This is a genomic window from Lujinxingia sediminis (assembly GCF_004005565.1).
GTDB lineage: Bacteria > Myxococcota_A > Bradymonadia > Bradymonadales > Bradymonadaceae > Lujinxingia > Lujinxingia sediminis.
In genome coordinates this window covers 1,456,591-1,469,049 of record NZ_SADD01000001.1, presented here as the reverse complement: position 1 = coordinate 1,469,049, position 12,459 = coordinate 1,456,591, and the positions used below count along the sequence as shown (strand labels likewise).

Annotated in this window: 7 protein-coding genes; 6 read left to right on the top strand and 1 reads right to left on the bottom strand. The window is 65.4% G+C overall.

Features of this window, described 5'->3' with window-relative positions; genetic code table 11:
* Window positions 1–62: 62 nt before the first annotated feature.
* Entirely contained in the window at window positions 63–3,443 is a 3,381-nt protein-coding gene (locus EA187_RS05850; RefSeq protein WP_127779475.1) for a tetratricopeptide repeat protein, read from the bottom strand.
* Between the two features lie 124 nt (window positions 3,444–3,567).
* On the opposite strand from EA187_RS05850, the gene EA187_RS05845 reads away from it, so the two are divergent.
* From EA187_RS05845 to EA187_RS05820, 6 genes are all read left to right on the top strand, one after another.
* Window positions 3,568–4,227 (top strand): hypothetical protein, encoded by a 660-nt coding sequence (locus EA187_RS05845; protein WP_127779474.1) that lies wholly within the window; start codon window positions 3,568–3,570, stop codon window positions 4,225–4,227.
* Between the two features lie 175 nt (window positions 4,228–4,402).
* Window positions 4,403–5,974 (top strand): glutamine-hydrolyzing GMP synthase, encoded by a 1,572-nt coding sequence (guaA, locus tag EA187_RS05840; protein ID WP_127779473.1) that lies wholly within the window; start codon window positions 4,403–4,405, stop codon window positions 5,972–5,974.
* 29 nt (window positions 5,975–6,003) lie between these two features.
* Window positions 6,004–6,903: a hypothetical protein gene (locus EA187_RS05835; protein ID WP_127779472.1), complete on the top strand. Its 900-nt coding sequence runs from the start codon at window positions 6,004–6,006 to the stop codon at window positions 6,901–6,903.
* Window positions 6,904–6,963: 60 nt separating this feature from the next.
* Window positions 6,964–8,418 carry an AI-2E family transporter gene (locus EA187_RS05830; protein ID WP_164856042.1) on the top strand — a complete coding sequence of 485 codons (1,455 nt, stop codon included), beginning with the start codon at window positions 6,964–6,966 and terminating at the stop codon, window positions 8,416–8,418.
* 73 nt (window positions 8,419–8,491) lie between these two features.
* Window positions 8,492–10,537, top strand: coding sequence for a tetratricopeptide repeat protein (locus tag EA187_RS05825; protein ID WP_115602457.1), 2,046 nt, complete (start codon window positions 8,492–8,494; stop codon window positions 10,535–10,537).
* Window positions 10,538–10,666: 129 nt separating this feature from the next.
* The gene (locus EA187_RS05820; RefSeq protein WP_115602458.1) at window positions 10,667–11,920 is read left to right on the top strand and encodes an alkaline phosphatase family protein; all 1,254 of its coding nucleotides are present in this window, start codon (window positions 10,667–10,669) and stop codon (window positions 11,918–11,920) included.
* The last annotated feature ends 539 nt before the right edge of the window (window positions 11,921–12,459 follow it).

Here is a 12,459-nt window from a genome sequence, read left to right as displayed (position 1 = left end):
GATCAGCGCAGCAGTCCTAGCATATTGATAGACGACGCGTCAGTGTGCTTTCGTTGCGCGCTCTAGTTGCATCGCTCCGGGGTGGCGTTGACGAGGCGACGCACGGCGACCTGATGACGCAGGCGCTTACGCAGCGCGATGACCTCCTCCCAGAGCTCGCAGCGGAGCGGGGCGTCGTTCAGGGCATCTTCCAGATGCCGGGCTGCCTCGGCGCGGTTCGGTCGACGCGAGGCAAGTGCAACCCGGGCGCGGGCGACGAGGTAGTCTGCGCTCTGTGGCGCGGACTCGCCGGCAAGATCGAGTGCGCGCGTGACGCCGGGATCGGCAAAGCCCCGGCGGCTGCGAGCGGCGCGCACGTAGGCCTCTTCGGTCAGGATCGCATGCGAGAGCGCGGCGGGGACGAGGGTGTTAGCTGCACGCCGGGCAAGCTCAAGGTTCTCCAGAGCGTCGTTGTAGCGTTGTTGTTGGCGGCGCTGGCGTGCAAATGCCACCCAGGCCTCCGGGCCGAGCTTCCCATGGCGAAGAAGTCCGCGCAGGGCCTGCTCATTCTCCGAGGAGAGGGGGCCATTCGCCAACGCAGTCTGGAGCAGGCCGAGTGTTGCAGCCGCGTCGCCTGGGCGCGTGTCCAGCGCGCTCTGAAGGTGAGCTTGCGCCTGCTCGCTATCACCGCGGCTCAAGGCCAGGCGGCCCTGCAGGGTTGCCCAGCGGGCGCTACGAGAGAGCGGGGTCCCCAGGGCTGGCTCCAAGAAGGAGGTGGCTGCGTCAACGTCGCCTTGCTCAAAGGCGACTTCGGCGCGCATCAGCCCCAGAAGAGGACCGGGGCCGCTTAGATCTTCGTGCCGGTCGATCAATCGCAGCGCGGTGGCGTGGCGATCGTTGAGGCGGTGCCAGCGCACCGCGGCATCGAGAGCCCAGCGGGAGGCGACATCGAGTTCTTCGAGGCGCGCGCAATGCTCGGCGGCATCGCTGGCATGGCGTGCGTCAAGCGCCAGTCGGCATTGGAGAAGGCGCCGTGCGAGGCGATCGGGGGCGTGTTCCAGCCGTGAGAGGGAACGCTCCCGGAGCGTTGATTGCGCCTCCCAGCTTTCGCTGTGGTTGGCCAGGTGGGCCAGGGTTGCGCTTTTGAGAAGCGCGCGTTCGGAGGCGAAGTCAGCGATCCGGTCAAAGGTTTCCTCCGGCGGCGTGGCTTCGGGGTGCAGCGCATCCAGGAGCGCGGCCGCAGCGAGGTCGAGGGGCGTCTGCGCCAGCTCGTCACGGGCGATGGCGAGGTTGCCTTCCGCTGCCATCGCCAGCGCGAGGAGCAGGCGCTCGTGAGGGTTGTCGGAGGCGGCGCTCAAAAGCGCGATGGCGCGGTCTGTATCGCCGAGCTGCAGGTGGATGGAGGCCAACTCCAGATCGAAATAGGTGTGGCGATGCTCGACCCGCGGAGTGCGAATCAGCTGCTCGCGCGCGTCGAGGAGCTGCCCGCGGGCGATGAGCTCGTCGATGAGCGGTCGGATACGGTCGGGGCGAAGCGGTGCGGCCTCGGCGGCCAGACGAAGGGCATCGATGCGTTCGTTCGTTGTGGACGATGCCTCGGCGCGCGCCAGGTGAATCAGAGCGCGGTCGGCAGGGGCGAACTCGCGGCCGGGGGCGCTCAGGGCCGAGGAGAGCAGGGCGTCGAGTTCGGCTTCGTCGGCCCCGGTGCGAGCGAGGTGGAGGGCCAGGGTCAACCGGGAGCTGTAATGATCCGGGTTGGCCTCGAAGATCGCTCGGAGTGCGGGGGTGGCGGCCTCTTCATCGAAGGACAAAAGGTGCTGCGCGCGCACAAAGGCACGGGCAGGGGTGTCTTCGGGGAAGGAGTCGACCAGCTTCGCAGAGAGCTCGACGGGGATGTGGTCGACGAGAACCTCGGCGTAGGCCAGGCGTGCCCATGCTGAACTCGGCGCAAGGGCGAGCAGCGCATCGGCAGCCCTGGAGATGTCGCGCCCGGGCAGCCAGGCGGCGCTGGCGTAGATATGAGCCGCGATCGTTTCGCCAGCCCTTGACGTGGGGGGCTCCGGAGGGGCGATCGTTCCGGGATGCGTAAAACGATAGGCTGTGCGGGCGCGGATGAGCTCTTCAAGGTTGGTGGCGCGCTCGACGGGCGCACGGGTGCCAATGGCGGGCAGAGCGTCGGTCAGACCCCGCACCACAGCGTCGGCACCGGCGGGTAGCAGCGTGTAGGCACGCGCCTCCTGCGCAAGCTGCAGGGCGCGCTGATGTGAGGCGTAGGTGTCGTTATGAACTTCGCTCTCCGCGCGCCGCAGTAAGGTGGCCGTCGCACGGTGGACCTGCCCGATATAACCCAGGGTTGCAAAGAAACTCAGAACCAGCAGCGATGAGAGAAGCACGCTGATCATGGCGCGGGCTGGCGATTGCAGGGGTTCAGGAAGGCTGGTTTGCACCAGGTGAGTCAGCCGACGGATGGAGCTTGTGCCTCCGGTGGTCGGTTTGCCGGTGCGGCGGAGCGCGTCGAGGTCCAGCTCCAGTTTCTCTTCGCGACCCGGGTGGCGAGGCTCCCCACGCTTCGCTGCAACGCCGGGGGCTGAGTGATTCGCCGCGCGGGGGGCGACCCTAAGGGCGGGCGCGTTGCGTCGCCCACTATCATGGCGCGGGAGCTCCTGCGCCAGATCGGCGCCTGGCGGAAGCGTCGGCGCGGCCGCGAAGACGTCGGTCGGCTCGGAGGGGACGTTTGCCAGCGCGTCGGCGAGTTCGGGGGCGGACGTGCCGGGGCGGATTGCGCGAGGTTGGCGGCGCCGAAGCGTGGTTTCATCGGGCTCAAAGCCCGGCGCCGGCGCGCGCCCTGGCGACTTCGCTCTGGGCGCATCGCTCAAACTTGCGGGGATGTGCACCAGGTGGGTGGGCTCGTGCGGTGCGAGCCCGTCGACGAGTTCGGTGGGCTCCTCGGTGAAGTCGGGAAGCGCGCGCTCCGCGGGGGCTAACGTCGCCGGGCGGCGAGGTGCCGGGGCATCGGCCAGTCCGGCGAAGTGATCGCGCCAGGCGCTGATCAGGGTGAGGTCGGCCCCGCGATCGAGCGCGTCATCGAGCAAGGATTGTGCGCGACCATGTTCGCCAAGCTTATGGCTCGCGCGGGCGGCGGCCACAGCAGCCTCCCAGAGCATGGGGTTGGCCATGGCGTGGCGCGCCTGCTGGTAGGCGGCCGCCCAGCGTCCCCGCGCCAGGAGGTGTTCGGCTGAGGCCAGTCGGAGCTCGGGGGTGGAGCAGCGCGCGAGCGCCCCGCGCAAAAGGGCTTCGGCGTTTCGGTAGTCACCGGCCTCGTCATAGGCGCGCGCCGCCTTCACCAGACCTGGCGCGGTGTCGGGGAGACCTTCGAGAAGTTCGCTCAGATCGCGGTTCATCATGATGGTGGGGCCGATGCAGAAGATCGCAAAGAGGGGGGGAGGGCCGGGCGAAGCTAGCACAGCACGCGCGCTGGCGAGAAGTCCGCCCCGTGGCAAAAAGTTGACCCTGCTTCAGGCTGGCGTAGCCTCGTGGCGATATGGCGAACGCAGGGATGACACGCCACACCGACCAGGGAGGTCTGAGATGCAAAAGTCGATCGTCGTGCAAGGGATGGCGCTTGCCACCCTGAGCAGCGCGCTGCTCAGCTGTGGCGAGCCGGTAGAGCCCTTTGGTGAGGGAGCACTTGAGCTTGGCTGGGAGATCAGTCCGATGGGGTGTACCGCCAGCGAGGTGGAACTCGTCGAAATCGAGCTCACCAACGCGCGGCGCAGCTACGTCGAGGGGTACCCCTGCGCACGCGGGGCAGCGGCGATGGAGGGGATTGCTCCCGGAAGCTACGAGCTGATTCTGCGCGGATTTGATGCCGGCGGTGCCAATACCTTTGAGAGCACCATACGCACGCTCACCATCCGTCCCGAGCGTATTGAGATGCTGACCTCCCTCGCCCTCAGCGCTCGCCCCGCAGAGTTAGAGGTCTTCTGGCGTTTTGATAACGGCCGGGTCTGCGGTGCCAATGATGTGGACCGGGTGGAGGTCGCCGTCTACGACGCGGCATTCTACGAGATGGCCCGACAGGGTTTTGATTGCAACCGAGGGGCTGGCATCATCGGCGATCTCTTCGCGGGCGATTATATTGTGCGGGTCAACGCACACGGCGCCGAAGATGTGTTTTCGGGCGACGCGCGGGTAAGCCTTAAGCGCGGTGAGTCCGGCCAGGTTGAAGCGGTACTGCAGACGCCCTAGGGCTGTGACCTGCGAGCTGCATGGCGGCGCACCCGGCGTGGCCCTGCGCATATATTTGTGTAGTGGCGAGGTGAGCCTTCTGGGCGAGGGCCTCGGGTTGATGCGGGCATGTGATGGGCTCCGCACCCGATGCTTCCGATGCCACACCCATTTCCATGGACTGCTGGAGAGCTGTATGAATCCACAACTTCGTGACGGTCTGCTGATCCTGGACTACGGCAGCCAGTACACCCTCCTGATTGCGCGCCGCGTGCGTGAGTTGGGCGTCTATTGCGAGATCTGGCCTTGCAACGATCCGCGCGTCGCCGAGGTTGTCGACGAGGGCTCGGCGCCGGCTCGTGGCGTGGTGCTCTCGGGCGGCCCCTCCAGCGTGCATATCGAGGGGGCTCCGGCCCTGCAGGGGGGGATCTTGAGCTGGGATATCCCTGTGCTGGGCATCTGCTACGGGATGCAACTTCTCGCTTCCACCTTTGGGGGCAGTGTCGATCGCGCCAGCGGCGGTGGCGAGTACGGACGCACCCGGGTGATCGTGGAGGCCGCCCGCGGCCCGATGGCCGGCTTTGAACTCGGGCACGCCACCGAGGTGTGGATGAGCCACGGCGATGCTGTCAGCGAACTTCCGGAGGCCTTTGAGGCGATTGGACGCACCGAAAACGGTCACCTGGCCGCGATGGCGCATCGTCAACGCCCGATCTTCGGGGTGCAGTTTCACCCGGAGGTCTCCCATACGCTGGAGGGGCTGGCGATGCTCGAGAACTTCGTCTTCGAGGTCTGCGGCTGTCCGGATACCTGGAATATGGCCGATTTTGTGGAGAGTGCCGTTGAGCGCATTCGCGAGCAAGTCGGCGAAGAAGGGCACGTCATCTGTGGCTTGAGCGGCGGGGTGGACTCGTCGGTGGTTGCCGCACTCCTGCACCGCGCGCTCGGGGAGCGACTGACCTGTGTGTTTGTCGACAACGGACTGCTTCGATACCAGGAGCGGAAGCGGGTTCAGGCGCTCTTTGAGGGACATTTTGGCATCGATCTTCGTGTGGTTGACGCCAGCGAACGTTTTTTAAGCGCGTTGGCCGGTGTGACGGATCCGGAACTCAAACGAAAGCGTATTGGCGAGCTCTTTGTCAGGGTCTTCGAGGCCGAAGCGGCCACGATTGAGAACGCGCGTTTTCTGGCCCAGGGGACCCTCTACCCGGATGTCATCGAATCGGTCAGCGTGCTGGGGCCTTCGGCAACAATCAAGAGTCACCACAACGTCGGTGGGCTTCCTGAGGACATGGGGCTGGAGCTGATTGAGCCCCTGCGCGAGCTCTTCAAAGACGAGGTGCGCGTGCTTGGTCGGGCGCTGGGGCTCTCCGCGGAGCTGGTAGGGCGTCATCCCTTCCCGGGCCCCGGGCTGGCGGTGCGCGTGCTTGGGGAGATCACCAAAGATGCGCTTCGAAAGGTGCGCCAGGCTGATCACATCTTTATTGAGTCGCTGCGGGCTGAGGGGCTCTACGATCAGGTCTGGCAGGCGTTTGCGGTGCTCCTGCCGATCAAGACTGTTGGCGTGATGGGCGACCAGCGCACCTACGATGAGGTCATTGCGCTTCGGGCGGTGACCAGCAAGGATGGCATGACGGCGGACCGCGGCCATTTGCCCATGGCGTTTCTCGGGCGTGTGAGCGACCGCATCATCAATCAGGTCTCAGGCGTCAACCGCGTGGTTTACGACGTTACGAGCAAGCCGCCCGGGACCATTGAGTGGGAGTAGGGCGCCGCAGAGTGGGCGCAGGAGCAGGGATGATGAGTAAACGAGTGTGGTGGATCTACGCGGCGGTGTTGCTGAGCCTGGTGCTTCCGGTTTCGGCCCAGGCGCAGGGGCGTGGTCAGGTGGTTGCGCTGATGACCGAGGTGGTGGATGCCGGCGTCCTCGGCGACCAACCCCGGGTTGCCTTCTGGTGGAGTGAGGCTGGCTCGCCGCGGTGGACCGCCAGCGATGAGGCTCTCAATGCTGCGCTGCAGGCCCGCGGTGTGAGCCTTGCGACAACCCCGGAGCAGAGCATCTCGAGGATCTACCGACGCCCGGCGCTCTCCACGGCCAACGCCGCCCAGCTGGGGGCGCTGCTCGGTGGCGATCGGGTTCTGGTAGGCCAGGTGACCTACCGGGCGATGGGCCCGGTCTGGCCGCTGGGGGTTGAGGGGTTGGTGGCGAGCGCGGAGCTTGAGCTTGTCGCTGCCGGGTCGGTTGAAGGCGTCTCGCTGCAACGCTTTGCGGTCACGCGCCACTATTACGGCGATGACCTGCCGGCCCTGCTGGAGAGCGCACGACGGGAGGTAGGTAGCGCCCTGGGCGATGTCGCCGGTCGCGGGTTGCGGCGTGTGGCCGGGCCGGTGGGCATCGCCAGCTCCGAGCCCCTGCTCGCTCTGCGGAACACCGGGAAAGCCGCACATCTGGAGCGGGTGCGCGAACGACTTCTGGCGCTCGACGAAGTACATGCGGTGGTGGAGCGGTGGGCAAGCGAGGGCATTATCGCGCTCGAGATCAACCCCGGCGAGGCCACGCCTCCTGACGTGATCGACTATGCGGTGCGCGTGCTGGAGGGGCATAGTTTTGATGATTTTTCGGTCTCTGCAGTAGCGGGCTCTCGTATGGAGGGCGTCCACGAGTTATGGATCGAGCCCTACGAGCAGGGGTTCTGAACGGGCGTTGCGTTGTGCCGGCCCTGCATGGTGAATGATGGTTGCGAGCTGAGTGAATTTATGACGAATCGACAGGGTGGAGCGGGCCCTCATCTCGACGCTGGCGAGCAGTGGGAGCGCTTCGGGCGCTACCCCTATCTGCTGGCCAAGTTGCTGGTTTTTGGACTTGTTCTGGGGGGCGTGTTCTGGACGCTGGGGAAGTTCGCCGCAGTGGTCTTTCCGATCTTTGTCAGTCTGCTCTTTGCGTACCTGCTCGACCCGACGATCGACCGCCTGGAGTCACGCGGGCTGGGGCGCACCCCGGCGATCCTGCTGGTGCTGCTGGCGGCGATGCTCTCTGTGACGATCTTTGCGATCTTTCTCTACCCGACCCTGGCCAACCAGGCGCGGTTGATCATCGAGAGCTTCCCGGCGCTCCTGGAGACCCTTCAAAACGACGCGTTGCCCAGGATTGAGCGCGCCTTCGGTGTGGAGATGCCCTCGACGGCGGCCGCGGCGATGGAGCGCTACGGGGGCCAGATCCGCGAGGCGCTGCCGACCATCGGGCAGCATGTGGGCTCGGCGCTCACCAACGCCGTTACGCGCACCGGGGCGGTGGTTGCAAGCCTTGTCAACGCGGTGATGATCCCGCTCTTCACCTTCTACTTTCTGAGGGATTTTGATCTCGGGCGTCGCTCCCTGGTGCGCTTTATACCGCCGCATCGCTACGAGATTTTTATCGAGCGTCTTCAGAAGATGGACCAGGCCGTCGGTCAGTGGTTCCGGGGGCAGATCCAGGTGGCGCTGATCCTGGCCGGGATGTACGCGCTGGGGCTGGGAGTTGTGTACGGCGTCTTCGGGCTCGATGTGCAGTCGGGCGTTGTCATTGGTCTTCTGGCGGGTTTTCTCAACGTGATCCCTTATTTCGGGTTTGCGGTGGGATCGCTTCTTGCGGTGCTCGTCGTGCTCATCCAGTGGAGCGGGTGGGGCGCGCTTCTGGGGGTGGGGCTCGTGTTTGGCGTCACTCAGATGCTCGAGGGCTACGTCATCACACCACGCATCGTCGGCGATAAGGTGGGGTTGAAGCCGGTTACCGTCATCATCGTGCTCTTGCTCGGCGGAAACATCGGCGGACTCCTGGGGATCTTGCTGGCGATTCCCGTGACCGGTGCCCTCAAGGTGCTGCTGCCCGATATCATCGCCTGGTATGAGACGACCTCCTTTTATACCGGGAAAGCCGCGCGCCCGGCGCAGATGCAGGTGCGTGCCCACATTCTCACCGATGACAAAGGCGAAGACGCGGGCATTGAGCGCGGCGAGAACGTTCCCGACTCCCCGGACCGGCGCACGATGGAGGGCGCCAAAGAGCCGTCAGAGTCGCAGGTTGATACTCCGCGTGAAGCCAGCGAGGAGGGCGAGCAGGACACGACATCCGCGACGCCCCCGGTCGACGAGGGGGGCTCGGATGATGAGTCCGGTGACGATGATGTGCCGGGGGAGAAGGGCGATGACGGAAAATTACCCGGCCATGATTGACACCTCTTCGCCCCCTTGAAACGATGCGAAGAGCCCACCCGTGTTTCCCCGAAATTCGCGTCCCGGACCCCGCATGAGTCAGAGCAAGTGGTCGAGTGATGAGCAGACACTCTTCGATGCGCTGCATAGCTTAATGTCGGAGCGTTTCGCCGAGGTGAGTGCGACCAGTGCGCGTGCCATCTTCGACGAGGCGCTGGCCCGACGAGAGCGATCGGCGACTCAGGAGAGTTCCGGGGGCTGGACCGGGCGCATTGAGAAAGGTGTGGTCAGTCCGGTGGCCTCCACCCATCAGGGCGGGCGGGTGCGGGTCGACGTGGAGATTGTGGCGGAGAGTGACGAGCTCATCGATAGCCTCCTGCATCAGATCCTGGAGGTCGGAGCGGTACTTGTGCACCTGGAGGACCCGCCCGGGCTCAATGAGATCGTACAGGTCAAGGTGAACTTTCCACGCGCCCACCTCGAGGTGGAGGCGCGCGCCCGGGTGGTGCACCAGTCCTCGCGCGGAACTGCCATTGAGGTTTCGGGGTTGGGCCGCGAAGATCGCGTGGCGCTGCAGGCCATCGCCGACGATCGTCGGCGCGAGCTCGACGAGCAAGCCGTCCAGGAGAGTGCCGCCGGGGGCCAGGAGTCCTTCCAGGAGCATCACCCCACCTCGCCGGTGCAGGTTGCCGATGAGCCGGGGCGATCGTTTGCGCCTTACGGTTCGCGACGCGGGGGCGTCAAGCGCACGATGCAGACGACGGGGCGGCGGCGCTTCGATATGCCTGATCCCGACATGGATGTGGTGCGCTCCACGCAGCACTCCCTGGAGTCCGGGCTGGTCACGCGCGAGTTCTACGGCCCGGCCCCTCCCTGGTTTGAGCCCGGGGGCGATCCGGACCGGGTCGAGGAACTCGCCGGGGAGCGGGTGCTCGATATCCTGTTGCAACTCTCGTCGAGTGGCTTTAGCGGCGCGGTGGTGCAACGTTTTGGAAAGAAGGGCCGTCAGCTGCTCTTTGAGAGCGGCTACATCGTCGAAATCAGCAGTGAGCCTCGACACCCCCTCTCTGAGCTCGGTCCGATGCTGCAGGCGGCCAATCGCATCACCAAACGTCAGCTGGCAATGGCAGCAGCCCACGCCGATGAGCTGGGTACAACCCTGGCCCGAAGTTTGATGGAACTCGATATCCTCGACCCGGAGCGCATCCGTCATGCGATCTCGGGGCGATTGACCTTCCTGTTGCGGGAGTTCTGCGAGGAGCGGGAGGGAAGCCTTCAGGTTTTTGACGCCTCGTCGCTTCCGGCGGACTTTTTGCCGCAGCCACCGCTCAGGGTTCATGTGGCCGTCGAGCGCATTATCTACGATCGTTTGGTGCGCGGCCTCTCGCAGTGCTCTGCCAGGGAGCGCGAGCATACCATGGCCCCTGAGCTCGACACGTACCCGGAGGTGCTTGTTCAGGAGCGCGATCGCCTGGAGCGCGCCATCAGCGCAGCAGCACAGATGCGTCTGGTCGATAACGTGCTCAATGGCCGTCGTCGGTTGCGAGAGGTGTTTACCGAAAGCGCGCTCCCGCCGGCGGAGACCTTCGCGGTGGTCTTTGCCTTGCACCGGATGGGACTTCTGCACTTTGACCGCTCGTTGCATCAGACGGTGGTGCGCGAGCGGCTGCGCGAGAACGTCACCGTAAAATACCTCAGCGTGCATAAGGCCAGCTATTTCGAGGTGCTTAACGTGCACTGGTCAAGCTACTCGGAGGTCATTGAGAAGGCCTACCACGAGCTTCGCGCGCAGTTCGACCCGCAGGGGGTGCCGGCGGAGCTTGAGGAGGAGGTGCATCAACGGGTGCGCGAGATCAATGAGCGGGTGGAGGCGGCCTACGCCGCGCTGGCCCGACGTCCCACGCGCCACGGGTACCGCACCCGAATTATGCCCGAGTACAAGCTCGCGCATGCCGTGCCGCTCTTTCTCAAACAATCGGAGCTGGCGGAGCGTCGCGGGCAATGGGCTGAGGCGCGCGATGCGGTGCGCCGTGTGCTGGAGATCGATCCGGAGAACGCCGAGGGGCAGCGTCGCCTCAAGCGTTACGAGCAGATCATCGACCAGGGCGTCTCGCCAGATCCGGCCGATACCAACCAGTAGTTTTCAGAGCAGCGACGTATGCCCTCCGGGATGAAGACCTCCGGCTGCGTCCGGCGCCCGGGGCTTTTGCATGCGAGCGGCCCCAAACTTTTGAACACAACAACCCACTGAGGTTTTCAGGGAGGCGGTATGGAACGCATCAACTTATTGCAGGAGCTCGTCGTCAAGAATCAAAGCAAGATCCTCTTCTGGGTCTTCGATGGTATCGGCGGTCTGCCGCACCCGGAGACGGGAAAGACGGAACTGGAGACGGCACATATCCCGGCGATCGATGCCTTCGCTCGCTCGGCCAGCTGTGGCGGGCTCGTGCCGCACGGTGCCGGCGTGACTCCGGGGAGCGGCCCCGGCCATCTCTCGCTCTTTGGGTATCCACTCGACCAGTTTGATCTGCCCCGCGGGGTGCTTGAGGTGCTCGGCGCCGAGGACGTCTTCTTTGAGGGCGAGCTTGCCCGGGATGTAAGCATTCGCGCAGGCGACCTGGCGATGCGAGGCAACTTCGCCACGCTGGAGAAGCGGGGCGATCAGCAGGTGATCTCCGACAGGCGCGCCAACAAGATCGCGACCGCCGAGAGCCGACGCGTCTGCCAGAAGCTCAGCCGTGAGCTCTCGGTGGAGGGCTACGAGATCTACGTCTATCCGGGCAAAGAGCATCGTTTCGCGTTGCTCTTGCGCGGTCCGGGGCTGGTGGGCGGGCTCAGCGACGCCGACCCCCAGAAGAGCGGTGTGCCGCCGAAGCCTGTGGAGGCGGAGAGCCCTGAGGCGGAGCACTCTGCGTCGATCGTCAATGCGATCATCGCCCAGGCCACCCGCATTCTCTCGGAGGAGCCCGAGGCCAATACGGTGCTTCTGCGTGGCATCGGGGCCGCTCCCAGCATCCCCACCCTGGAGGAACTCTACGGCATTCGAGCCGCGGCGATTGCGACCTACCCGATGTACAAGGGTATCGCGCGCCTGGTGGGCATGGATGTGCTTGAGGTCGGCTCCATGGAGCATGCCGATGAGGTCAAGACGCTGGAGGCGGCGTTTGACGATTACGACTTCTTCTACCTGCACATCAAAGAGACCGATGGTTTTGCTCACGTCTTTGACTTCGACGGGAAGGTCGGCGTCTTTGAGAGCTGCGACCCGCTCTTTAAGAAGGTCACGGAGATGGGGTTTGATGTGATCGCGCTCACCGGCGATCACTGTACCCCGGCGGTGTTGGGCGACCACTCCTGGCATCCGATTCCCACGGCTCTCTGGTCTAAGACGGTGCTCGGCGGTGGGGTTGAGGCGTTTAGCGAGCGGGAAGTGCTCCGCGGCACGCTGGGACTTCGCGCTTCGCGTGATCTTCTCCCGCTGGCGCTGGCTGAGGCGCGCCGCTTCAATAAGTTCGGTGCCTGAAGCGCAACGCGCCGCAGGCTCGCGTCGCTGTGAACGGTCGATCTGCTCGTCCCGACAGCGCCGGGCCTGCTCTCGTCAGGCAACGCCTTGAAGGGGGCGAACTCGCAAGGGCAGTCGTACGCGGCCAGAAGGGAGGACCGGCCGCGAAGGGCGCGGCCCCCTGGCGAGTCCGGACGGGGAGCGGATCGCGGGTCCTCTGGGAGGGCAAGATGTCGGGGGCGGAGGGCCGCCGGGAGCTACCGAGACGAAGAGGCTGGTACATCCGCTCCGAGCCATTGCTCGGAGTGGCTGGAAGCTCTCCAGGTAGGCGTTGGAGGCCGCTTCGTGTGCGACCCTGGATTTACCCGGGCCGCTTCGTGTGCTGGCCCAAAGCGATTCGGGGCAGAAGCCTGCAGGCGGCGATGACGTGAACCCCGGGGGGCGCCTCCCACCCGGCTGTTCGGGTTCGGCGCACAACCGTTGATACAGAGGGGGCTAGCAGGCCAGATGGGCGCGGGCCGACGACCTGGCGTTCATCTGACGAGGCGCCAGCACCGACA